Here is a 25,236-nt window from a genome sequence, read left to right on the forward strand (position 1 = left end):
AGGCCATTATTCTTTCTGAGACACACTTGAATAAAATTGTTATTACTACAATTACCTATACATTAGATCCATTAAAAAAATCTTGTATATATTCCTTTGAATACGTAAATTCTGTTTTAAATATTAAGCTTACTACAATTATGAATTTCCTATTTCTCTCAATGGTTCTTTTATGTACCTGAACCATTGACACTAATTCCTTTAACGGAATTGATTTATTTCGAATCAATTTTCCATATAAGTAATCATTATCACATAATTCTTTTGCAATTTTTATACACATAATAATAGAGTCCCTGTGTTTGGGAATTTCTTCTCCAATATCATATATGTTTATATTAAACTCACTCAACTTTTTTTGAAAGAATTCCATTTCATCCTGTGTTTCTATATTCTCATATTGATTAAATGAATTAGATCTTAAATATTTTTCCTCAAAATTAATTTCATCTTCATTTTCAAAATAAGTAAATGGATATGCTTTTTCTTCTTTTTCACTTTTTCTATAATAATCTATAATTCTACTTCTTATTATCATGTCACAGTAAGCGAAAAAGTTTTTTCCTTTATTTTCATCATAATTATCTAACGCCTCATTAAAAGCTATCATTCCTATACTAAATATATCGCTGTACCTTATATCTTCATATTTTTTTGATACTTTAGACACAGACTTACCTATAAATGGTAAATACTCTTTTATTAATTTATCTTTTAATTTAACGTCACCGTTTCTAATTCTTTCTATGTATCCATATATTGATTTGTTATCTTTAGTATCATCATAAAATAGTTTACTATCTGACAATACTTTTCCCCCCTACATAATAAATACCTCTTTATACAAACTACCATAACTACAAAATATACCATTCTCATATACTTAACTTTGCTCTAATATATAGATTTTATAAATAATAAACCATAATTTATTACACTCCTCTCCTATTAAGTATTTATATTTTACAATATAAGTAATTATATTACATTTTATTACATTTGTATATATTGTTGTGGTTAAATTTAAATGTTTTACTAAAAAAAGTTAATTTTGTCCCACACAAAAATTACACTTTTCTCGTATTGAATATAGTACAATCATATATTCTATAAATTTCCTACAGTTTTATTTTTTTACAAAGTAATAGGCAATAAATATAGGCGTGAAATATTTTATTATTTATTACGCAAGAGAAAATTCTCTATTACTGTTTTAAGGAGGTGAACAATTTATTATTAAAGTTGCTTTCCAAAAAATTTCAATGATTATATGAGAGGGGTTGATGTGTTTTGAAACACGTAACATTAAAAAAATTTCTTGCTTTTTTTGTAGTCTTTCTACTTACATTCACGCAAATAATACTAATGCCTAAAGCAGCAGAAAAATCTGATAAAAAAAATGTTGTAGTTTATTTTCCTAATTGGGGTACCTACAATACAGCTCACAGCAGTATATCTGTTGATCAATTACCTTGGGACAAGGTCACTGTAATCAATCATGCATTCTTTGAAGTAGATTCAAGCTTTAAACTCGCCACTACTGATTCTTATGCAGATTTTGATAAATCTTTCCCACATTCTGAAGGTTGGGATGCAGATAAACTTAGAGGACACATGGGTGAATATAAGTATTACAAATCTCAATATCCAAATGTAAAGGTGCTTATATCAGTAGGTGGATGGACAAGGGGGGCTAATTTCCATGCAATGGCCTCAAGTTCTAGTTCTCGTGCTGTATTTATAAACAGTGTAGTAGATTTTCTAAAAAAATATCCATTCATAGATGGAATTGATATCGACTGGGAATTCCCTGGTATTGATAGAAAAGCCGATCCAAACGACCAATTTGATAAAGGTTGCCCAGGTGGACCCGAGGGCAAACAAAACTTTACTTCACTTCTTCGTGAAATACGTAAAGCTTACAATGATAATGGATTGTCTAATAAAACGCTTACAATAGCAGCACCATCTGGATATGATAAAGCACAATATACTGAACCTAACGTTTATGCTCAATACTTAGATTTTATAAACGTTATGACTTATGATATGCATGGGGCTTGGGAAACAACTACTAATCATCATGCTGCAATATATCCAAATCCTAATGATCCATCTGGAACTTCTCCTGTAGATATAAAAAATAAATATAATACTGATTCAGCAATGAAATTGTACAGGGATACTTATAATATACCTGCAAGCAAACTAAATGTTGGAACACCATTCTATTCAAGAGGATGGAAAAATGTTGTGAACAATGGTGGAAGCCTACCTGGATTATTTGCTTCTGCAAATGGTGCACCAGTAGGTACATGGGATAATGCACAATCTCCAGGTGGACAAAACCCTTATTTTAAAATGAAGGAATTGGAAAAAACATCAGGTTACGTAAAATATAGAGATCCATATGCTAAAGTTCCTTATCTATATAATGCATCACAAGGAATTATGTACACATATGAAGATGAAGAATCTCTTACAGAAAGATGTAATTATGTATTAAATAACGGTTATGGCGGAATGATTGCTTGGGAAGTTTCAGGAGATGACCCAAATGGATTTCCTTTAACATCTTTAATGGCAAACAAACTTGCTGGTGGAAGTAATCCAACTACTCCATCTAACCCAACTAACCCAAGTAATCCAACTAACCCTACTAACCCAACGGATCCAGCAACCCCAAGTAATCATGGTACTTCTTATCCTGCATGGGATAGTAGTAAAGCTTATGTAAATGGAGATATTGTTTCTTATAACAACAACAATTACAAAGCAAAATGGTGGACTCAAGGTGATAAACCTGGTGCTTCTGATGTTTGGGAATTAATTGGAGCCGCTACACCAAGTAATCCAAAATACTAATTAAATAATAACATTTAAGTGGGAACGTATAATTTATATACATTTCAAAAATATATAGAAGGAGTTGATGTATTATGAAATACATGAAATTAAAAAAGTTATTTGCTTTCGCTGTAGTATTATCGTTTGCATTACCACAAATGTCAGTATTAGCCAAGGCAGCAACAACAACAAAGGCTTCCACAGTGATTGTCTCTGCATCTGTAACTTATGCTAATTGGGATGCCAACAAAGCTTATGTAAGTGGAGATACTGTTAATTATGAAGGTAAAAATTATAAAGCTAAATGGTGGACAATTTGCAAATGTTACAATACCAAGTAGTGTAACAAAAATGAGTAATGCTATCTTTCTTAATTGCTTAAATTTAGCAAAAAGAGCAAAGCAGAAAATTTAATTCCTACACTGCCCTATATATTCCATTTAAATTATTATTTTTTTAAATGAGCTCCATTTGTATCAACAACTTCTTTATGCTAATAAAAGCTCTTTTTCTTTTTAACTGAGATAATCATATGTATCCCTCTATTTGTTCTCGTTTTAGTAGTTGCCACAACTGCTCCGCCATATATGCTGCGGGGTAAGGCATTGAATTTACAATCCACCATTCCATTACACCAACAGCGGCTGAAGCAACATATTGAGCCATTATCTCCTTGCTTATATTTTCATTACTTCCTGTCATGTCAAGATGTTCTTCCATACTTTTAAGAGCCATTGTTAAAATACGTTCCCTAAAAGCAGGCATAGCTTTGTTAGTGAGCATATTTGAATAGAAAATGGCATGCTTTTCTAGATATTGAAACGTCTGAAGTAGCGAAGCTTTGGAGTCAAAATTGCTGCTCTCTCCATCTGAAATGCAACTGTCACATAATTGATTTAAATGAGTATCTATACACTTATTCATCAAATCAAATTTGTCTTCATAATGCAGATATACAGTGCCACGGTTTACATTTGCCTCTTCTGCAATTTCGTTAATAGTTATCTTTTCAAAATCTTTTTCCGACATGAGCTTGATAAAAGCACCCATAATAGCCTGTTTTGACTTTTCAATACGTCTATCCATAAAAATATCTCCTTTATGTACCTAATCTACTTCCTGTAAACTGATTTATCTTATAATAATCAACATTCATATGTGTTTTGTTCATTAATAAACAAATCTCATTGTTTTAACTATTGAATTGAGTTAACTTAATTGATAAATTTATTATATTGAACATGTGTTGAAAAATCAATATTCGTTGAAATAATGAAAGGCGGAATTAATTTGAAAATATTTTATTTTACTGCTACAGGAAATAGTTTATATGTTGCAAAAAAGATTGGTGGAGAATTGTATTCAATACCTCAAATGATAAAAGAAGGTAAATATGAATTTGAGGATGATGCTATAGGATTTGTATTTCCTTGTCATGGATTCGGAATGGCGAAAATAGTTAGTAACTTTATAAAAAAGTCAAAATTTAAAGCTGATTACTTCTTTTCAATTATGACATATGGTGGTAATGCATTCTCTGGGTTAAGGCATATGGAGCTTGTGGCCAAGGAATCTGGAATCAAGTTCAACTATACAAATGAAATACTGATGGTTGATAATTTTCTTTCAGCCTTTAAGATGGAGGATGAGATAATAAATAAGAATCCAAAAGTTATTGATGAAAAACTGAGTGAAATAATAGCTGATATTACAAATAGACGAAATTCTCTTGTGAAAAAAGGAATCGTATCAAATACTCTATCTAAATATGGCCGTGGCTTTGCAGATAAAATCAGCAATAATTTTGCAGCTAAGAGATTTATTGTTACGGATAATTGTACTAGCTGTAAGGTATGCGAAAAGGTTTGCCCTGCAAATAATATTAAAGTTAATAACAAACCTGAGTTTTCCCATAAATGCGAAGTATGTCTAGCATGTATACATCATTGTCCTCAAAATGCAATTCATTTGAAATCTGAGAAAAGCAAAGCTAGATTCATAAATCAAAATGTACAGCTTAAAGAAATAATTGCTTCTAATAATCAGGCTAATTAAGAAAGCTGAAAATATAGTTAAGGCTGGTCAGAGGCTCATATGATGCCTTAGGAAATCTATTAAGGCTAGCCTTAGTTTAAAATGAAAAGACGTTGATGCCTAACATTGGGGTGCTTTTTAATTATCCGTGCACCCCTAATATTGAAAAACTATTATTAGAATAATAGTATCTATTTACAATTATGTTATTCGTAAAGTCCCCAGCCTCCACTGTACTGATGAGGTGACTTTCCTTTTGATTCCATGATCATAGGTTTTAAAGGAACCGGTGCTTCTTCATTTATTTCGGCAAGCTCCACATTAAATTCCCATTCATCTCCAAAATCAAATAAGTATAGAAGTCTTTCTCCTTTATAAAGATTTAAACTTGCTATAGTCGTAGTTTCTGCTACAGGTCCTTCATACTCTGCATACTTACAGTATATTCCTTTTCTTCTGTTGCCTCCTATAAAAAATGCATATAAGTGATCATTATCAAATTTAAAGGCTTATTGAATAACATTATGTAAATCCCCAAAAGTATGCTTATATGCTAAATTTATTTTTCTCCATACAGTCTTTGATAAACTTACTTTAAAAGTATACGTTCCGCCTTTATTTATCTTACTTTCTTCTACTGTATTTTTAACAGTGTTCCCTTTAAATATGGTTTTAAAAACGTCAAATGCTTTTTCGTTTTTGTTAGTTGTAACTTTTAAATTATAATACTCTAGTAATACTGGAACATCTTCTTTATTCCAATACTGAATAGCCCTTGTTAGAAGTAATATACTTGTTTTAATCCCAAATTCATTTGGAGAAAAACTTTTTATCGTATCTTCATACCTTGTTTTTGCGCCATTAATTAATTCTAGTTCACCAAAACTAAAGAATTTTAAATGATGAAAAAATGCAGCCCCAGTTGAATACATTACATTTGAAATATCCTTTTCATCTTTTAAAATTATATCTCCTTGTTTAGCACTAGCTATCTCAGCTAAAATATTGTAAAAAGCTGCTATATTATGGGTTCTATCAAATTTTGTTTCAAAATCATATTGGGTCCAATAAGTTTGGAGTAAGAAAATATATTTTTCATCTTCATTTAAATTTTGAAAGCTTTCTAATTTATCTGTTTTAAAGAGTCTTACTTTTCCCTTTTCATCGTTAGCCTTTATATAAAGCTTACTTGCAAGAACTAGTGAAAACATCAAGTCTATTGCATAATATTTATCTTGATTATAACTAGGATTTATTACATCTTTTTTATTTTCAAGGATCATGTTTAGATTATAGCAATCCTTTCTGCCTAATACTTCCTGAGTCGCTGAGAGTATAGGCTTTTCATTTTCTATAAATTCTATAAATTTTTCAAAATCGTTTATTGCACTGTTAATATTACTCATTTTTATTAATCCATCTTCAGTTTTTATATTTTTTTGTGATTGAATTTTATTTATCAGGTTAAATTTGATCATGACTATATATAATTATTTTCTTCTTTTAAATCCATATTCCTTTTTTAATATTTCAATCATTTCAAATACAACATAACAAACGCTTGTCGATTCAATTATATTAATTAAACTAATAATACTCTCAGGTCTATCAGTAAATCGATACCTCTTGCAGCTTTCTGGTTTACATGCTTTAATTTCACATCTTCCATCTTTTCTAAAAAAAGAACATAGTATTTGCTTAATTTCATATTTCCCAAAATCTTCTTCAATATACATATTCATAAACTCTTTTTATGAAATCTCAAGAAAATCTGCAACTTTTTAGAATAAATCTTTTCCACTTTGTCTTTGTCAATAATTTCTATATAAAACTTATAAAGTAGTTGTCAAATGATAACTATATTGTTATAATATATCTTAATTAATAATAATTATCAAAGGAGTTTTCATATGACTAAAAAAGATAATAGAGAATTAATTTTAAATATGGTTAACTTTTATAGTTTATTTAATGTTGAGTTTATAGATCTAATTCCAGACCTAACTAATACAGAAATAACTCCCCTTCTTTCAAAAATACTGAATTTTATTCATTTTGAAGGTACTACTACAGCATCAAGAATAAGTAAAAAATTAAACATATCTGTACCAAATACAAGCAGAAGTATTAATGCTTTATATAATCTTGGTTACTTGATAAAAAAACAAGATGAAAAAGATAAAAGAATTGTTTATTTATCACTATCAAATAAATCATTAAATCTTATTTCATCTGTTGCTGCAGCTGGAGAGGATATTTTTTTAGAACGATTTAATGTTCTTTCTAATGAAGAAATATCTGAGTTATCTCAATCACTATTAAAAGCTCAGAACTTGATTATAAAAATGCGAGATCTATATGAAGATAAGAAAACTATGAAATAAATATTAAGGAGATGGTTTAATTATGTTTATAAAAACTATAAAATCAAAATTAATTATTCTGATAAGTATATTACTCTTAGTTGTAAGCACTGGATTTGGAATTATTTCTTATATTAATGCATCTAACGCTTTAATATCAAATATTACAAAGACATTACCTGAAATAGCTATCCAGGCTTCTAATACTGTTCAGGCTAATTTAGATAATCAATTAAATTCACTGGAAGTTACTGCTAAGACTGCTTCATTAAACAATGATACTCCAGATAAATTAATGACTATTTTAAAAGCTGAAGCAAAAAGAAATGGTAGTATTAAAATGGGATACGCTGATATGAATGGAAACACTATATATACTACTGGTGAACAAACTAATATAAAAGATACTACTTATTTTAAAAAATCAATGTCTGGAGAAAATTTTATTAATGATCCTGAAGTTAATGAAGACAAAACTGCAATGACAATGATATATTCAGTACCAATAAAAAATGATGACTCAATTATAGGCGTATTAGTATCAGTTAGAGATGGAATGGAACTTAGTGAGATGATTAAGAAGATCTCTTTTGGTAAAACTGGAAGTGCCTACATGATTAACAGTCAAAGCAATAGCATTGCTTATAAGGATTCAAGCATGCCATTAAATCAATATAATTCTATAAAAGAAGCAGAAAAAGATCCTAGCCTAAAAGGTATCGCTGATATGCAAAAGAGAATGATAGCTGGTGAAACTGGTTTAAGTTTATATACTTTTGGTGGAAAAGAATCTTATGGAGGCTTTGCTCCAATCGAAAAAGAAAAATGGTCTGTAGTTGTTATTTTAGAGAAATCTGAACTTCTATCAGAACTTAACTCTCTAAAATTCTCAATAACCCTTACATCTATATTATTTTTGGTTATTGGAATTCTTGTAATTTATATTATTTCAAATAGACTATCTAAAAGAATCCGATATGCTTCTAATTCCTTAAATATATTGGCTACTGGAAATTTCACTAATAAGATAAGTGAAAAATATTTATACATTAAAGATGAAATTGGTGATATCGCTAACTCTATGAATACTATGCAAAACTCAATTGGAGATATGATTAAAATGTCTAAGGACAGTTCTCTAATAATAGATGAAAACTCAAGTGATTTATCAACTATATCTCAAAACATGGTCTCATCTTCTAATAATGTGGCAAATTCAATGCAAGAGGTAGCAAGTGGAATTAATTCTCAAGCGAATAACCTAATTGAAATCACTACAACTTTAAATATCTTCAGTAGTAAACTTGAAGATATTGTAATTAACACTAAAGATATAGATAAAAATACAATAATAATGAATGAACTTGCAAATAATAGCAGCTCAAGCATGAAGTTATTAATGGATACAGTAAGCAGTATAAGTTTATCCTTTAAAAATTTATCTAATAAAATTATTACTTTTAGCAGCAATATAAAAGAAGTAAATAATATAGTACAAATTATTAATTCAATAGCAGATCAAACTAACTTATTAGCATTAAATGCATCTATAGAAGCTGCAAATGCTGGTGAAGCCGGAAAGGGTTTTGGAGTGGTAGCAAATGAAGTAAAGGTCTTGGCAGAACAAACAAAATCTTCATCTCAAAATATTAGTAAATTAGTATCTGATATCTCTAATGATACTAATGTAATAAAAGATGATACAAATAGCATGACCACAGATCTTAACAATCAAGTTAGTATTATAAATGAAACTATAAACTCATTTGAAAATATAATTGATGTTATTAAAACTGTAATTCCAAAAGTACAAACTGTAAATGTGGCAACTATAGAAATAAATAAAGAAAAGGACGATATTCTTGATAAGATTGAAAGTACATCTGCTATAGCCGAAGAAATATCAGCTTCATCTGAAGAAATATCTGCTTCTACTGACGAAATGTACAAGCTATCTAATGAAGTTGCAAAAGCTTCTGCTACCTTAAATAATATGACAAAGAAATTAATCGCTGAGCAAAATAAATTTATAGTTTAGTTACATTAATTCTTAATGTAAGGTAATCCTTAAAACTTATATGTTCTAAGGATAATGCTAAATGGCCAATTACTGCTGATTTCCTTTGGAAATCATTAAGTTTTAAATAATTATTTATGCACTATATATTTAATTTAACAAAAATATTTGGAGGTGTTTATTATATGATTAAACCTTTATTTTTAGCTCATGGTTCACCTATGATGGCAATTGAGCAAAGCGTGTATACTAAATTTTTAAATGACCTTGGAGGATCTATTAATCCTAAAGCTATAGTTGTGTTCACAGCCCATTGGACAACTGAAACACTTACTATTTCTGCTTCTGATGATATATATGATACTGTATATGATTTTTATGGATTTCCAGAAGAACTCTATAAAATTAAATACCCTGCACGAGGTTCTAGCACTATTGCAACAAAAATTAGAAATAAATTAATAAATTCAGGTATTGATGTAAAAACAGATCTAACAAGAGGCTTGGATCACGGTGCATGGACTCTTTTAAAGCATCTTTATCCAAAAGCTAATATACCAGTTATTCAAGTTTCTATAAATTATACTCTACCTATTGATAAGCAGATTAAAATAGGCAATGCACTCAAAGAGCTTGGTTCTGAAGATATTTTAATTCTTGGAAGTGGAAATACAGTTCATAATCTAAGATTAGTTAATTTTGATAGTAATACAATTGATTCTTGGTCTAAAGAATTTGATGATTGGTTAATTGACAAGATAGGAAACAAGGACATGAATGCCCTTAATAACTATAAAAAATATGCTCCTCATGCTAACTTAGCAGTTCCAACTGCAGATCATCTTGTCCCACTATTTATAGCTTTAGGCAGCAGTTCAGAATTAACCCCTAGAGTTATATTTAGAGATTACCAATTAGGAAACTTAAGCTATCTTTGCTATGAATTTTAGACAGATTTGCCTTGAACCTCAGCATTTTCATTTTAGATTTTAGTTCTTTTGATAAGAGGATTTATGATTTCATTTGTCATAATTCCTCTTATCTGTTTTGTTTGATGCTTTCTCTCTTAATTGTAAATATAAATAAGCGCAAATGTATAACCACTTATTTATAGTCTACACTTACACTTATACAGTAAAAAATAAGAGCCTATTTACATAAGCTCTTATTTTTATTATTAATAATTAGTTTGAGAATTCTTGAGTTCCCATATATTTGTTATTTCCGTAGATTACACCTATACCAACCTTAGTATAATTTTCATCCATCATATTTGCTCTATGGCCTGGCGAGTTCCACCATTGATTAAATAATTCAACCTGGTCAGAAGTGTTATATGCGATATTCTCTTCTGCTGTAGTATGATTATAGCCTATTGTGTGTAACCAGTTTGTCCACTTTGTTTCGTCTGGATTTGTGTGATTAAAGAAGTTATTTTGGATCATCTTGTCACTCTTATATCGCACAACTTTCACTAATGAATAGCGTTTTCCTTATATTTGTATTTTATTTTAATTTAAATTGCTCTATAATTTCTTCTAACTTTAAAGCACTTTCTGCATTATTGTTAGATGCAGCTAATATAGATTCATTTTTGCTGCTTACATCAATAACATTTGAAACAATATTAGCAGATGATTTAGCTACTTCTGATACTGAAATTGCAACATCTTCCATGCTTTTTGAAATTTGATCTACAGACTCAGAAACACTTTCAGAAACTTCTGCAAAATTACCTATAATTTCTTTAACAGTATCTCCATCCTTTTTATACTCAGCACTTATAGTAATTAGTTTATCATAATCTTTAAGAACCTCCTTGTATAATCTAGTTGTAACATTTGATAGAAAACTATTTATCTTTCTAACGAACATTACACCTCTTATTATTTTTAATATTCTAATTTATTACTTTGCCTACGCCCCGATAGGGAATATGCATTTCATATCTTAAATAGTTTTTTATTTAAATTCCTTAAAGGAATCTAACCAAGTTTTATATAGTCTAGTATAATACTCCTGAATAGAAGATAGATGTAAACCTCCTGGGAGGTCTTTTAGAACCTATACCCGTAAAAAAGCGTATCATTTCATCAGGTAGAATTCTATGTTTAGCTGGTTGGGTTTCCCTTCGGGAATTACCCGTGTCACAAACAAGGTTATAAGCTATCTGACAGAGTGGAAGTTCTATTCTATATCTAAAATTTAATTTAAGGAGATATATACAATGTCTAATTTTTTTTATAGTCCTGTAATAGGAATTGATGTTTCAGCTGATTTTTCATATACTGCAATACTCGCACCGAATGGTGATATTTATAAGAAGTCATTTAAAATAAAGCATGATCTCAATGGCTTCAACCACTTAGTTGATGAAATAAAAAAAGTGGAAGAAGAGTTTAACATGAAAACTGCAATTTTCATGGAGTCCACTGGCGTGTACCATTTATCTCTTTTCCACTATCTTAATAAATATTTCGATAACACATTTGTTATCAATCCACTCGTTACTAAGTCTAACAAAAATGGCGACATAAGAAAAGTGAAAAATGATAAAAAAGACGCTTTATCTATTGCAACAATAGGAAAATTTCAAAACATTAAGTTATCACAACAACTTAGCCTTGATATTTTTCTTCTGAAAAATCTTGTAAGAGAGTATTACAAACTTACAGATACTAGCTCTACTTTTAAGAAAAAATTATCCGCTGATTTAAGAGTTATTTTTCCTGGCTATAATACTATATTTTCAGATTCAACATCTAAAAGTTCAATTGAGCTTTTAAGTCAATACCCAACGCCACAATCAATTTTAGAGGCACCTAAGGAAAATATAATTAAGATTTTCCTTAATAGCTCTAAAAAGGGCATTATCTGGTCGGAAAATACATATTCCAAATTATTTAAGGTTGCTAATGAAGCTAAAATAATTGGCTTACCGTTAGACGGTTTAGCCGTCAAAATAGCCAGCTCTATAACATTAATAAAAACTATTCAATCAGAGATTGATACATTGCTACAGAAAATTAACAATTTTATACAGTCTGAAACTTTTCCTGAATCTATTAGAGCTAATATTGAACTAATTGATTCAATTCCTGGCATAGGGCAATTAACTGCTATTACTATAATAGCTGAAATAGGTGATATTGATGGTTTTCTTAAGCCCAAACATCTTGTAGCTTTCTTTGGTATTGATAGCTCAGTTAATCAATCAGGTAATTTTAAAGGCGATGATAATAAAATTTCAAAAAGAGGAACTCGAATCGGTCGAAGAGCATTATATTCTGTTGCACTAGCTTCAATCCGTAACAATCGTAATGGAGTTCCTATAAATAAAGTCCTATTAGATTATTATCAAATAAACCTTAAAGGCAAAAAGCCTAAAATCGCCTTAGTCGCTATAATGCATAAAATTATAAACTACATTTTTGCTGTTCTCCGAAATCAAACTCCGTTTGAGCAAAGAGATCCAAAAATACATAAGCAAATGTTCCTAGAAAATAACTCTTTAAACAAAGTCGCTTAATTTTATTCCAATTTCTGTAACCGTTCGTGTTTTGAAACGGTTTGTTTGCCATACTCTTTTTCCAAAAACTATTTTTTTTAAAATTAACTTGACTATTATTAGCTGGTCTTTTCTATAAATACTAAGATATCTTGTGATGAACCTGAAAGTTTTCCAACTGAAGCTAATACAGCATTTATTTTATTCTGAATTTCAGAAACTGTTAGTGATGACTGTTCTGCAAGTTTCCTAACCTCATCTGCTACAACAGCAAATCCTTTACCGGCTTCCCCTGCTCTAGCGGACTCTATTGCTGCATTTAGCGCAAGTAAGTTAGTTTGGTTTGCTATTGCATCTATACTTTTTGCCATTTCTGATATCTCGTTTACAACTTCAACTTCCTTCAATGCTTTTTCTAATCCAATTTTTGTTTCCCTATATATTCTCTCTGCATTTTCCCTTGATTTAATAGAATCATTATTGATTGAAACTGCTTTTTCTTGTATATTCAATGCAACATTTAATCCCTCTTGAGCTTTTTGAGCTGTTACGCTCACTTCCTCTTTGACAGTAAAAGCCATAGATGTAACTTCTTCAACTGCTGCAGATGATTCTTCCATTCCTGCTGATATTTCTTCTGTCGCCGCTGATATTTCATCTACTTTAGAACTTACCTCTGAAAACATTTTATTTGTTAATTCGCTACTCTCAAGGATACTTTTGCTTTTATCTTTAATAAACAACATACTTTCGTTCAGTTTTTCAACTGCACCATTTAATGCAGTTACAGTATTTCCTATTTCATCTTTAGCAACTACTTTCATTTGTATATCAAAGTTACCATCTGCCAATTTTCCTGCACCATTCATAACTTCTTTTACTTGATTTATGACACTTTTTCTAATTAACTGCATAAATAAAGTTCCTATAATAATACTTACTACTAATAGTATAACCATTTGTTGTTTAGAACTATCTGTTATCTCTTTAGAAAGTTGTCCTTGTGATTTCATTAAATTATTTTGAGCAGCTATCATATTTTCTATACTTAAAAGTAATTCATCTTGTGGTTTCTCTATATTAGTAATCATATTTTGAAGTTCTTCGGTTGATACTCCAGTTCTCATCCCTAAATTAACAGCTTCATCAAATGCTGAAAATGCTAATTCAGAATTTTTCTTTATTTCTTTATATATTTCTTTTCCTTTTTCAGTATAAACTAAGCTACCAAGTTTATCTTCGTTTTCATAATAAATAATTTTATTCTTATCTAGTATTTTTTTTTGCTCATTCATATAATTCATATCATTGCTAATTGATATATTTCTTATGCTAATTGCAATTTTGTTAAGGCTTCCTCTCATATTATATGCAGCTGATACTTTCTCATTTTCTACGTCAATTAATTGATTAATAGTTCCATTAATTTGACTTAATCTAAGTATAGCTAGTGAGGATACTCCCATAATTAGAATAATCATTAATGAAAATGCTATAATTAGTTTGTTTGATAACTTAATTTTACTAAATCTCATCACTATCCCTCCCAATATTTTTCTCAATACATTAATTATACTTTAATTTAAATTATAATGTCTATTATATTTATTCTATTTTTTACTTTTTTCACATAACATTGACACTTTATCATATTATTTTCAAAGATTTTTGTTACATAATTAATTAGCATTGTATATCTCAATATCTTATCTCCAATATTTCACTTATATTTTAATAATCCTCTAATCCTATACTTTTAGAATTAATAGGTATATTTATTTATAAAGTTACAAAGCAATTTTATATTATTAAAATACTGATTACGCCTAATAATTGATTTAATCCAAAGATATGAATATGATATTTTTAGTATATTATGTTGCAATTCACAATGCACATTTCACAATTCACAATTACGGCTGAAATTCTTTCAATATTTTTAGAATTGTGATGAAGAATTAATTTTGCAACGTATATATAAGTAATTAATAAAAATAAGCGCAAATATATAACTATCTATTTATAGCCTACACCTACACTTATACAGTAAAAAATAAGAGCCTATTTACATAAGCTCTTATTTTTATTGCTAATCTTTAGTTTGAGAATTCTTGAGTTCCCATGTATTTGTTATTTCCGTAGATTACACCTATACCAACCTTAGTATATTTTTCATTCATCATATTTGCTCTATGACCTGGTGAGTTCCACCATTGATTAAATAATTCAACTGGGTCAGAAGTGTTATATGCAATATTCTCTCCTGCTGTAGTATAAGTATAGCCTATTGTGTGTAACCAGTTTGTCCACTTTGTTCCGTCTGGATTTGTGTGATCAAAGAAATTATTTTGAATCATGTCGTCACTCTTATATCGTGCAACTTGCACTAATGTATTATCTATAGTTAATGGCTGAAGACCCGCTTCTTTTCTTTTTTCATTCATTAATTGAAGAATTTTATCCTCAGCAGAATTTTGCATGCTGATTGAATAATTTGTCGGCAGATTAGGTAACCCCTGTACATTTACTGATGTTGCATTTGTGCTACTTTTTGAAACTGTATCTGTATTACCAACGTTATTTACATTAGAAGTATTCATATATAAATTTGTATTTAAAAGATTATTTATATTAACATTATTATAATCGTTAATATTTGAATTAATTGTAGCTGCAGATACTCCTAATGATGAGAAACTCCCTATTGTTGTAGCTGCAATAACTGTAGTTACTATTCTTCTTAAACCATTCTTTCTCATTAGTTTTTCTCCTTCTATATGTTTTATTTGTCCTTATGATTTTTATTTAAACAAAAAATATTTTTTAAGTTTTTGTTGCTTTCGAGTAAGGACATGTCTCTATCTTATCATCTTTTCGACAATATTCAACATGAATTCTTCTCAATTTATTGATTTAAATGATATTGTCTTGAACTTGCTTTACTATGTTCTTGTATACGTCTTTATGCACCATAAGGCATATGAAAATAAATAAAAAGTCTAAAGTTGCTATGATTATTTTTCATCAGGCAAGGACGACAATTGCCCTCATAGCGAGCATATTAGAGCAAGTTGCAGATAAGCAGTGAACCAAAAGTTAGAATCAAAATTCTATATTTCGTTCTTAGAACTTTCACACAATGCAATCTATGATTTTGTGTGAATTCGATTATTCAGCTAGCGAATGCGAGTCGAGCTTCCTCTGATGGCAAGCAGACTTGTTATTTTTTGAATGTGCCTAATATCATTTAACATCTTAAAGTGCCAAGGATAATCCCCTATATTTTTTTAATAATATAAAAGAAGAAGATATGATGAACTATATGTTCTATATCTTCTTCTAAATTTATCTTCTAATATCTATTTTAATAAAGAAACCACTTGTTCACTTGTTCTAATTTTGCCTATTCTAGGGAATATATATTTACAAACATATTCATGTTCTTCTTTACTTATTGCTGTCATTGCGTCTTCTACGAAAATTTGATTATAGCCATGTTGGAAAGCTTCTCTTGCTGTAGTATCAACTCCAATGTTAGTTGAAATTCCTCCTAACACAATTGTATCAATTCCTCTACGTCTTAACTGTAAATCTAAATCTGTACCATAAAATGCTCCCCATTGCCTTTTTGTAACAATATGAGCATTCTTAGCTCCTGCTATTTCAGGTATAAGCTCATCCCAGCCTTCTGGATATTTCATTCCACTAGAGGCCAAATCTGTTTTTGGCTTAACCATATCTTTTCCATCTATAGTTGAAACTCTTACTAAAACTATAAATGCCCCTTTCTCACTAAATTCCTTAACTAGTTTACTAGCGTTTTTAATTACCTGATCAACTGGATTAGGTGAACCTGAAATTCCTCCAGCTGCAATTCCTTTTTGTAAATCTATAAGCACAAGAGCGCTAGTTTTAGCATTAATAAGTTCCTTTTCGTTTAATTTTAAATCTTCCATCTTTATTTTCTCCTTTTTATTCATTTTATTTATATAATAATTATTGATTTAAACTAAGTTTTTTATAAACTTTGAAATAGACCCAAACTGCATTTATAAATAATAATGCACTTGTAATGAAAAATACGTATTTCATTCCCAAGTTTCCTGCTACCTGTCCACCTAAAACTGCACCTCCAAATGCCCCTAAATATCCTGCCGACATGTTAAAACCAAATACTCTGCCTGTAAGAGACGCTGGAGTTATTTTCTTTAGTACGATATTTACAGATGGATTAAGTCCAGCAGATGCTATTCCTAATAAAAATCTAAGGCCCATTAACTGCCAAGTGTCTTTTACAAAAGCTTGTGGTATAAAAATTATTCCTGCACCTATAGTACATGCTAGTATTATTTTATGAGCCCCTACTTTATCTGAAAGTTTACCTAGTCTTGGTGCAGCAATTATATTTGCAAGACCTGAAGCTGAAAATGTTAATCCAGCCAAAAGCACAATATGACTACTATTATTGGATAACTGCTTAACATATACTGTTACAATAGGTTCAACTGAATATAATGCAACAGCTAATACAAAGAAAGTTACAAACATTGTAATTGTAAGGTTTTTTTCTGGAATTGCCTTCCATACCTCCTTAATGCTTAGAACATCTTTATCTTCTCGAGTAAAAGATTCTTTTACAAATAAAACAGTTGTAATAAATGAGATCAAAAGTAGTGCCGCTGTTATGAAAAATACGCTTTGTAAACCAAAGGCCTCATCTATGAACCCACCAATTGTTGGACCAATTAACGAACCTGCAATATTTGCTGTTGAAAGTGTACCTAAAGCATATCCTGCATTTTCTTTATCTGTCTGAGTTGCAATAAGTGCTGTACATGCTGTGCTATACCCTGTGATTACCCCTTGAAGTAATCTTAACCCTATTAGAACATATACATTCGGTGCAAATCCCATACACCCTATAGTTATGGCCATACCAAGACTTGCTCTAAGAATCATTGGTTTTCGCCCATATTTATCAGCAGCACTGCCCCAAATTGGTGAAAAAATAGCTGAAACTACATAAGTAATACCAAATGCAATTCCTGAAATTTTTGTAATTGATGCTGTATCTTGAACTCCAAGATGCTGTATGTAGATTGGCAATACTGGAGCGATTTGACTCATCCCTATGGCGGCAACAAATATCCCAAACCAACACACTATTAAATTTTTTCTCCATATTTCCATAAGCATACTCCTTTCTATTTGTATAAATTAAGAACAAAATTACATGTAACCTCATCTGAATAGCCTTTTATATAAATTTTCCTCAAATTTCACCACATTACAATTTGCTAAAGAACAAAAAATATTAGTAATTGCTAATATCTTGATAAAGTTTCTATTACTTCCCCCTTAATTTTTCTGTTCATTATCTTCAATTTGATTATAAACTATATTTTATAGTTTGTAAATTATAAAATATAGTTTATAATTATATTATATAATACAAAATGTTTTTATAATTATATATTGCAATTAAGTTTCAACATCATGCTCTTGATTAACATTTGCTTTATTAGAGTTTTAAATGTAAATTTACTATAGCAACATATATATTTTTTTAAACATTAAACTATTTTTATAAGGTTATAGGAGTGAAAAGTGTATGCACAAAAGAAATCTAACCAGAGAAAAGATTATTCAAGTTTCTTTTTGTCTAGCAGATGAAATTTGTATTAATCAACTTAATTTTCAAAAAATCGCTGAAAAATTGGATGTAAAATATCCTTCTTTGTATAATCACTTTAATAATATGGATGAACTTAAAATTGAAATGACGGTATATATGTTAAATGAGCTGAATCAAAAATTGATGCAGAGGCTGATTGGCAAGAGTGGTTATGATGCCATAAGAGAATATGCTAGTGTTTATAAAGAATTCGCTTTTGAAAATAAGACAGCTTATAAACTTTTTATCAGTATTCCTAGCACTAAAAATAATGAATTATTTAATTTGATGAGAAAAATAACTCATATTATTCATGAAATTCTAAAGTCTTACATTAAGGATGAAATTCTTTTGGTTCATAAAAGCCGAACTTTAAGAAGTCTCTTACATGGTTTTATTTCATTATATTCCTTTGGATATTTTCAAGGTGATGTTGATTTAGAAGATACCTTTAAATCTATGATAGATGACTTTATCTCGTCACTTAACAAATAACCCTTGTGAAAGGTAAGAAAATATAATATGAGTATACTTAACAAAACAAAGTGATTAATCCACCTCCCCCTTTGTTATAGGATTTTAAGATTCTTGTATGACCAATATGCATTAACTATTTAAATAACTTGATTTTCAAGATCCAAATTTGTATATTTTTCTTAACATAAAAAGAGAGCTTACTTTGTGTAAACTCTCTTTAGTAAAATCATATACGGCTTTTAGTTAGAATTTTTTATGCCCATCTTTTTAAACATGCGAACATAACCTAGAAAGCCAACATATTCTGTCATTTACCTCTATTGCTGTTATATTTTCACAACAAGATCATTTTGTGCTTTTAAGGACAATTCCTTCCTTAAATCCCCCACGTTCTTCTCTTTTCTTATCTCTAGCTTTAATAAGCTCTTCTTCACTAAAGCCTAGGCTGTCAGCAAGTCCAAACAAAACTTCCATAACATCAGCTAATTCTTCTAAGTTCTTATCTTCCAGAAATTCATTAACTTCTTCTTTTAGTTTGGCTTCTAAAAGCTCATACTTCTCTTCTTTAGTTGCGACGTCTATATCACATTCTCTTCCATCAGCTTTTATTATTTCTGGGATTTTATCTCTTACTAATTTATTATATACTTTCATTAACTCTCACTCTTTCCACAATTATCCACATTCCCGTATTTAATATTTTTATTAAAAATCGTATTATCTAAATGAACTTTTCATCTATCTCTTTATATTTGTAGTATCAAATATTATGTCACATTTATTCTCAATGTCTAGTTCTGTAAAGTAATGTTCTTCCAGTGGAATCCATTTGTTTATGAAATCCTGAAGTTTTTCTTCACCATTACGTTTTAGAATTCGTTCATGCTGCACTTTAGGATCAATAGTTATAAAAATTTTATAATCATAATAATCCCTTAATGTAGGATGCAGACTATAACTTCCTTCAACTATAGTTAAATTTTTAGGTTCTACTTTTATAGGCTGACTTAGCTCCCCTTTATTGCATAAATATTTTCTATATACAGCAGGCTCGTCGTTTTTTAATGACTTTAAGATTTCCTCCTCAAATCTTTCGTAGTGAACATTTCCACCAAGCTGTGCTAGTCGTTCTTTTGTTTTCATTCTTGGAGGAAGGAAGAAATCATCCATGTGAAAAAGGCTGCAATCAAACTCTTCTGCAAGCATTGCTCCTAAGGAACTCTTCCCTCCGCCACATCTTCCATCAATGGCTATTACTAATTTTTCATTATCTTTTAGTAAGTTCTTAATTTCATCAATTACATATTTATATTCATTATAAATATGTGGTTTACGTTCTTTATTCATTATTTCCTCCAATATTTAAAGGCTTACTTTACATAAACTCCTGCTAAAGACAGTGCTTTGTTTATTAATAAACATGTTATTGCAGCTTTAATATTATTTTATTACTATAATATATTTGTTCACCATTTATGATTGATATTCCTCTAAATTCGTATCTTTTCTATAGATATTTTGTAATTCACAATGCACATTTCATAATTCACAATTACGGTTAAAATTCTTACGATATTTTTAGAACTAGTATATTTCCAACATATATATCTTATATTTTTCTAGCTTTCAATCTAATGCGCACATAATCTGCATACCATACTCCATTCTGATATAGAATAGGTTTTAAGCTTTTTACCGCCTCATCAATAATTTCATTTTTTAACGAGTCATCTAAGCCTTTAAAAGGCTGTATAACAAACATTTCAATCCAATTCTTCATTCCATCTTCACCTATAAGTGCGGTTTTACGATCAAATAATGCTGCATATACTGTTTGTAGTCCATGCTTTCTAAGAATAGGAGTATATTCATCAATAGTTGGAAAATAGAATGTTCTCTTATATTCTAATCCCCTTGCTTCAAAAGCCTTTTGCAAAAATGAATGGATTGTTTCTGTGCATCCGTATCCTCCAAATTCACATACTAAGCTTCCGTTTATTTTTAATCCATTATAAACACTCTCTAGCAATCCATCTTGATTATCAATCCAATGAAAAACTGCATTAGAAAATATCGCATCAACTTGTTCATTTAAAATAAAATTCACTGCATCATCCTGTATAAATGTTAGTTCAGGATAATTTTTTCTTGCAATTTCCAGCATTTCTCCTGATGCATCCATACCAATTACATCTGCTCCCATGTCCGAAATCTTTTTCGTTAATGCTCCATTACCACATCCAAGATCTAAGACTTTAATTCCTTTCTCAATATCTAACAAATTTAAAACATCTTCACCATATTGATGTACAAACTGAAAATCTTTCGTATACCCTTTAGCATTCCACTTAATATTCATAAAAACACCTCCATTTTAAATATACCTGACATTAAAAATAGTATATCAAAACAGATACCATAATTGAAATGCATATTAATTATACTTTATATAACTATGATTTATATAGAGATCCAACTTTAAAACCTAGATTTATGTGTTAATTTACGAAATCATAAATATTTTGATTCCGAAAAGCTATGAAAATTTCGCTGAAAGTATTAAGCAAAATTTTACATAAGGCTTTTAGGTTTTAATTTTCATTTATGATACATATATTTATTATATGAAACTGCTTTATAGTTAGTTTATATAGATAACCCAATAATGAACTATACTTAACCCATGAAATATCTTCCAACCAGAAATGAATGGTATACTTTTGTGGAATGTTTCATTGGTAATTTTGATGGATGTTATCCTTGGCTATAAGTTGTTCCAAATGTGCTAGCCTCAAAGCTTGTTCTTTGAGGCTAGCACTTTGGGTGCAACTTTATAGCCTTAGAATCACCCATCATAATTACCTAGAAACTGGAACAAAAGTATATTATTCATTTCGGTGAGGTATACGCATACGTACAGATTATAGTTGGATATCTATAACTTTATTTAAAGCAGTTATATAATTTAAATTGGAGATGTATCTAAATTATGAACAACATGCTTTTAAGTCCTGAATTTTGGTTTATTATCGGTATTCCAATTACTTTTTTACTTGGATCATTAGCTCACTTTGCATATGATTGGAGTGGTAAATCAGTTATAGTAGGTATCTTTACTCCTGTTAACGAAAGTATCTGGGAACATTTAAAACTTTCTACCTATCCTACTTTTATTTGGTATATACTAGGCATTTTAATATTTCGAGATAAAGTTAACTTGTATATCTGGGCCATATGCTCTGTCATTTCAGTTATTACTAGCTGTATTGTTATAACTTGCTTTTTCTATACCTACACAGGTGCTCTTGGAATACAATCATTATTTCTTGACATATTTTCATTATTTTTAGGGCTTTCTATAGCTCAATGTTTATCTTTGCATATTTATAAATATGCAACATTAATTATGCTTCATTTTTATTTATCTATTATAATAGGTTCTTTAATAATAATTTGTTTTACTCTTTTTACTTTTCTTCCTCCTAAATTGCCGATTTTTATGGACCCCATTACTAAACAGTATGGAATTCATTAAAATAAGTCCTCTTTATATGGATCAGCTTAATCTTAAACGAAAATTTAATTAATAAACTTATGTTCAAAATCGGATGCTTCCATAGGTTTTCCTATTAAATACCCTTGAATGAAATCACATTTAAGCTCGTTTAAGATTCTAAGCTGTTCTTTTGTTTCAATTCCTTCTGCAACAATTTTAATATCTAAGCTATGTCCCATATTTATTATTGATTTAATAATCGTTAGATTTTTATAGTTTGTTTCCAAATTCATTATAAGGGATTTATCAATTTTTATTTTATCAATAGGCAATTTATTTACATAATTAAGAGATGAATAGCCTGTTCCAAAATCATCTAATGATATTTTTATTCCCATACTCTTAAATTGTTCCAATATGTTTATAATTGTTTCAAAATCCTCCATGGCCTCATCTTCAGTAACTTCTAGGTTCAGGTATTCAGACGGCAGAGAATATGCCTCCAATATATTTTGAACGAGTGATACAAATTCAGGTTGCTTTAGTTGAGAATAAGAGGTGTTTACTGATACACTAAATTCATGCGATCCAATTTCATTCCACTTTTTGCACTGTATACAAGCATTTTCTAACATCCAATTATCGATTGGTATTATTTCTCCTACACTTTTAGCTATAGGAATAAATTCTATAGGCGGAATAATTCTATCCCCTTGCTTCCATCTTATAAGCGCTTCTGAATTTAACACTTTCTTTGACTTTAAATCCATAATAGGTTGATAATAAACCATAAATTCATTATTTGATAATGCTTTATTTAATTTCATCTTCATTTCTAATTTATCAATTGCTTTATGTTCCATTTTAGGTGAATATATAGCAAAGTCATAACCACCATTTTTCTTAACTTCATACATAGCTAAATCTGCATTGTTAATCAAAGTATCTGAATCTTCTCCATGCTCTTGGAATATACTTATTCCTATACTTGCTCCAAGAATTAAAGATTCTTCATTATAAGTAATTGGCTTTTTCAATTCCTTTTGTATTCTTAGAGCAATTTCTTTAATGTATATATCAGACTCTACATTTTTCAATATAATTATAAATTCATCTCCACCAATTCTACTAATTATATCCTGTGGACCTATAGAATCTTTCAATGTAGATGCTACTTTTTTAAGAACTTTGTCACCAACTTGATGTCCAAAATTATCATTTATATTTTTAAAATCATCTAAATCTATAAAAAGAATTGCAAATTTTTTATCTTTATTTTTTAATAGTTGATTAATATTTTCTAACATCATTTTTCTATTAGGAATTTCTGTGAGAGCATCATAATATACATAATGACGAATTTTTTCTTCTGCAAGTATCTTATCTTTTATTTGATCTACAAGTTTCGAATTTTTTCTTTCCAGTTTTAAAGTATATTTCTTTTCTATTTCTGCTATTCTCTTTCTTTCTGAAATATCATGTATCAAAATTACAATACCTAGTTTATCGTCATACTCATCATATATAACTGTACTTGATAATTCACATACAATGTATCCTTCATCTTTTTGTTGTAAATTAACCTCTACATTTCTCACATAACTATTTTCTATTATAGTATTAAACTCAATGTTTTTATAAGATATTAAATCGCTGAACATCTTTCCTTCTAATTCTTTAAATTTATAATCTGTTATATTTGATGACGCTTCATTACAATTTTGGATTGCAAAATTCTCATCTAAAATAAATATTGGGTTCTTAACACTATTAAAAATGTATTCTGATAAATACTTCGAAGTAGTTAACATAAACCTGTGCTTACTTATTGCATAGCAAACACCACCCAACGCTATAGTTCCACTCAAAACTGCTGAAGGAAAGACAAGAATTCCAAACATAGGTAAAATAATATCTGTTAATACCCCTATGTAATACTTATAAAACATGTCCATAAAATAATTTTATTTTGCTTTCTTATCCTATTCTTTTTTGAATATCTCCCTCTATTAAATAGCATTACAAGACCTGATACATAAAAAATTATAGAACATATGCTGTATGCAATTTGACCAAATAAATTTGGAGCCACATCAATCCATCCATAAGGTCTTCTAATCATAGCTGAAGATGGTTCAACCATAATATTGCATAAAAATAATAATGCAGCAGGAACGTGGGCTAAAATTATTATAATCCGATTGTATTTACTTTCTTTCTCATTATTTAATACAAGTGCAAAATACAGCCAGTGACCAGAAAAAAAACAATACCCAAAAACTGAAACTGCCCTCCAAAAAAACGCTATATTTATATTTTCACAAGTCAGCATCATTGCATATCCAAGTGCCCAAGCAGCACAACACATGCTTAAATTTAAAAATATTTGATTAGCTTTTGATTTTTTGTCCATCCTGTATCCATATATCCCTAGGAATGAATAAAAAACGCAACATAACATTAACGAAATAAATAAACTAATATAAATAAAACCACCTCCGGCATAAAATATTTTAATAAATTTCTACTTTATATAATTATCGAGAAACTATAACTTAAATTTTATACGTTTCTATTAAATAATTTCATATTTCAACATTTTCTGTCATTATATCATTTTATTCTTAATTTCATAAATATTCAAGTTCTGTAAATCTATACATAATAAAAATATTTTTCCAATAACTTCATTTGCATACATGAACTCCTACTAATGAATTAGACTTTTTAGCAGTGAATATATAAGTTTTAAATGATATATTCATTCCTTATAAAATTATCAAACTCACATTATGTCACAGTTAAGATAGGCTTTTATGA

Annotated in this window: 21 protein-coding genes and 3 pseudogenes; 9 read left to right on the forward strand and 15 right to left on the reverse strand. The window is 29.2% G+C overall.

All coding sequences use genetic code 11. The features are described 5' to 3' along the window. Positions 1–55: 55 nt before the first annotated feature. Positions 56–808 (reverse strand): RNA polymerase sigma-I factor, encoded by a 753-nt coding sequence (gene sigI, locus AXY43_RS02170; protein ID WP_012059032.1) that lies wholly within the window; start codon positions 806–808, stop codon positions 56–58. A 557-nt stretch (positions 809–1,365) separates the two neighbouring features. Here sigI and AXY43_RS02175 point away from each other — a divergent pair. Further along, a complete protein-coding gene (locus AXY43_RS02175; protein ID WP_243099155.1) occupies positions 1,366–2,865 on the forward strand; it encodes a glycosyl hydrolase family 18 protein in 1,500 nt (499 codons plus the stop codon). Positions 2,866–2,939: 74 nt separating this feature from the next. Next, positions 2,940–3,188 (forward strand): carbohydrate-binding protein, encoded by a 249-nt coding sequence (locus tag AXY43_RS02180; RefSeq protein WP_023976088.1) that lies wholly within the window; start codon positions 2,940–2,942, stop codon positions 3,186–3,188. Positions 3,189–3,375: 187 nt separating this feature from the next. On the opposite strand, the gene AXY43_RS02185 is transcribed toward AXY43_RS02180, so the two are convergent. Further along, positions 3,376–3,933 carry a TetR/AcrR family transcriptional regulator gene (locus AXY43_RS02185; protein WP_065417506.1) on the reverse strand — a complete coding sequence of 186 codons (558 nt, stop codon included), beginning with the start codon at positions 3,931–3,933 and terminating at the stop codon, positions 3,376–3,378. Positions 3,934–4,137: 204 nt separating this feature from the next. On the opposite strand from AXY43_RS02185, the gene AXY43_RS02190 reads away from it, so the two are divergent. Continuing rightward, the gene (locus AXY43_RS02190) at positions 4,138–4,902 is read left to right on the forward strand and encodes an EFR1 family ferrodoxin (protein ID WP_193928533.1); all 765 of its coding nucleotides are present in this window, start codon (positions 4,138–4,140) and stop codon (positions 4,900–4,902) included. A 185-nt stretch (positions 4,903–5,087) separates the two neighbouring features. Here AXY43_RS02190 and AXY43_RS02195 read toward each other — a convergent pair. The 3 genes and pseudogenes from AXY43_RS02195 to AXY43_RS02205 form a co-directional block, all read right to left on the reverse strand. Further along, a pseudogene (locus AXY43_RS02195) lies at positions 5,088–5,378 on the reverse strand (IS1096 element passenger TnpR family protein); the annotation flags it as partial. Between the two features lie 12 nt (positions 5,379–5,390). Continuing rightward, a complete protein-coding gene (locus AXY43_RS02200) occupies positions 5,391–6,359 on the reverse strand; it encodes a hypothetical protein (RefSeq protein ID WP_105410906.1) in 969 nt (322 codons plus the stop codon). 12 nt (positions 6,360–6,371) lie between these two features. Next, entirely contained in the window at positions 6,372–6,623 is a 252-nt protein-coding gene (locus AXY43_RS02205) for a hypothetical protein (protein ID WP_146145451.1), read from the reverse strand. Positions 6,624–6,791: 168 nt separating this feature from the next. Between AXY43_RS02205 and AXY43_RS02210 the strand changes: the two genes are divergently transcribed. The 3 genes from AXY43_RS02210 (at position 6,792) to AXY43_RS02220 (ending at position 10,211) form a co-directional block, all read left to right on the forward strand. Continuing rightward, the gene (locus AXY43_RS02210) at positions 6,792–7,265 is read left to right on the forward strand and encodes a MarR family winged helix-turn-helix transcriptional regulator (RefSeq protein WP_039768718.1); all 474 of its coding nucleotides are present in this window, start codon (positions 6,792–6,794) and stop codon (positions 7,263–7,265) included. A gap of 22 nt (positions 7,266–7,287) precedes the next feature. Further along, on the forward strand, positions 7,288–9,282 hold the full coding sequence (locus tag AXY43_RS02215; RefSeq protein WP_105410908.1) for a methyl-accepting chemotaxis protein: 1,995 nt from the start codon (positions 7,288–7,290) through the stop codon (positions 9,280–9,282). A 164-nt stretch (positions 9,283–9,446) separates the two neighbouring features. Beyond that, on the forward strand, positions 9,447–10,211 hold the full coding sequence (locus tag AXY43_RS02220) for a DODA-type extradiol aromatic ring-opening family dioxygenase (protein WP_039768719.1): 765 nt from the start codon (positions 9,447–9,449) through the stop codon (positions 10,209–10,211). A 234-nt stretch (positions 10,212–10,445) separates the two neighbouring features. On the opposite strand, the pseudogene AXY43_RS02225 reads toward AXY43_RS02220, so the two are convergent. Both AXY43_RS02225 and AXY43_RS02230 read right to left on the reverse strand, forming a co-directional pair. After that, a pseudogene (locus tag AXY43_RS02225) lies at positions 10,446–10,742 on the reverse strand (CAP domain-containing protein); the annotation flags it as partial. Positions 10,743–10,767: 25 nt separating this feature from the next. Continuing rightward, the gene (locus tag AXY43_RS02230) at positions 10,768–11,136 is read right to left on the reverse strand and encodes a hypothetical protein (RefSeq protein ID WP_243099156.1); all 369 of its coding nucleotides are present in this window, start codon (positions 11,134–11,136) and stop codon (positions 10,768–10,770) included. Positions 11,137–11,488: 352 nt separating this feature from the next. Here AXY43_RS02230 and AXY43_RS02235 point away from each other — a divergent pair, with 352 nt between their 5' ends. After that, complete coding sequence (locus AXY43_RS02235; protein ID WP_105410909.1) at positions 11,489–12,790, forward strand: IS110 family transposase; 1,302 nt, start codon at positions 11,489–11,491, stop codon at positions 12,788–12,790. A 98-nt stretch (positions 12,791–12,888) separates the two neighbouring features. On the opposite strand, the gene AXY43_RS02240 is transcribed toward AXY43_RS02235, so the two are convergent. From AXY43_RS02240 to AXY43_RS02255, 4 genes are all read right to left on the reverse strand, one after another. After that, positions 12,889–14,304, reverse strand: a complete 1,416-nt coding sequence (locus AXY43_RS02240; protein ID WP_242986330.1) for a methyl-accepting chemotaxis protein — start codon at positions 14,302–14,304, stop codon at positions 12,889–12,891. 561 nt (positions 14,305–14,865) lie between these two features. Then, positions 14,866–15,528 (reverse strand): CAP domain-containing protein, encoded by a 663-nt coding sequence (locus tag AXY43_RS02245; protein WP_039768723.1) that lies wholly within the window; start codon positions 15,526–15,528, stop codon positions 14,866–14,868. Between the two features lie 600 nt (positions 15,529–16,128). Beyond that, entirely contained in the window at positions 16,129–16,725 is a 597-nt protein-coding gene (locus AXY43_RS02250; RefSeq protein WP_017212962.1) for an isochorismatase family protein, read from the reverse strand. Positions 16,726–16,765: 40 nt separating this feature from the next. Continuing rightward, positions 16,766–17,959: a multidrug efflux MFS transporter gene (locus AXY43_RS02255; protein WP_105410910.1), complete on the reverse strand. Its 1,194-nt coding sequence runs from the start codon at positions 17,957–17,959 to the stop codon at positions 16,766–16,768. A 421-nt stretch (positions 17,960–18,380) separates the two neighbouring features. On the opposite strand from AXY43_RS02255, the gene AXY43_RS02260 reads away from it, so the two are divergent. Beyond that, complete coding sequence (locus AXY43_RS02260) at positions 18,381–18,938, forward strand: TetR/AcrR family transcriptional regulator (protein ID WP_023975371.1); 558 nt, start codon at positions 18,381–18,383, stop codon at positions 18,936–18,938. A gap of 327 nt (positions 18,939–19,265) precedes the next feature. Here the strand turns inward: AXY43_RS02260 and AXY43_RS02265 are convergent, their stop codons facing one another. From AXY43_RS02265 to AXY43_RS02275, 3 genes are all read right to left on the reverse strand, one after another. After that, the gene (locus AXY43_RS02265) at positions 19,266–19,574 is read right to left on the reverse strand and encodes a nucleoside triphosphate pyrophosphohydrolase (protein ID WP_012059057.1); all 309 of its coding nucleotides are present in this window, start codon (positions 19,572–19,574) and stop codon (positions 19,266–19,268) included. Between the two features lie 84 nt (positions 19,575–19,658). Next, on the reverse strand, positions 19,659–20,267 hold the full coding sequence (locus AXY43_RS02270) for a uridine kinase family protein (protein WP_077869645.1): 609 nt from the start codon (positions 20,265–20,267) through the stop codon (positions 19,659–19,661). Between the two features lie 262 nt (positions 20,268–20,529). After that, positions 20,530–21,279, reverse strand: a complete 750-nt coding sequence (locus AXY43_RS02275; protein WP_077869644.1) for a class I SAM-dependent methyltransferase — start codon at positions 21,277–21,279, stop codon at positions 20,530–20,532. A gap of 630 nt (positions 21,280–21,909) precedes the next feature. Here AXY43_RS02275 and AXY43_RS02280 point away from each other — a divergent pair. After that, entirely contained in the window at positions 21,910–22,455 is a 546-nt protein-coding gene (locus tag AXY43_RS02280) for a DUF6512 family protein (protein WP_039768734.1), read from the forward strand. A 44-nt stretch (positions 22,456–22,499) separates the two neighbouring features. Here AXY43_RS02280 and AXY43_RS02285 read toward each other — a convergent pair. Continuing rightward, a pseudogene (locus AXY43_RS02285) lies at positions 22,500–24,877 on the reverse strand (EAL domain-containing protein). Positions 24,878–25,236: the final 359 nt, after the last annotated feature.

The sequence above is a fragment of the Clostridium sp. MF28 genome (assembly GCF_002969175.1).
Lineage (GTDB): Bacteria > Bacillota > Clostridia > Clostridiales > Clostridiaceae > Clostridium > Clostridium beijerinckii.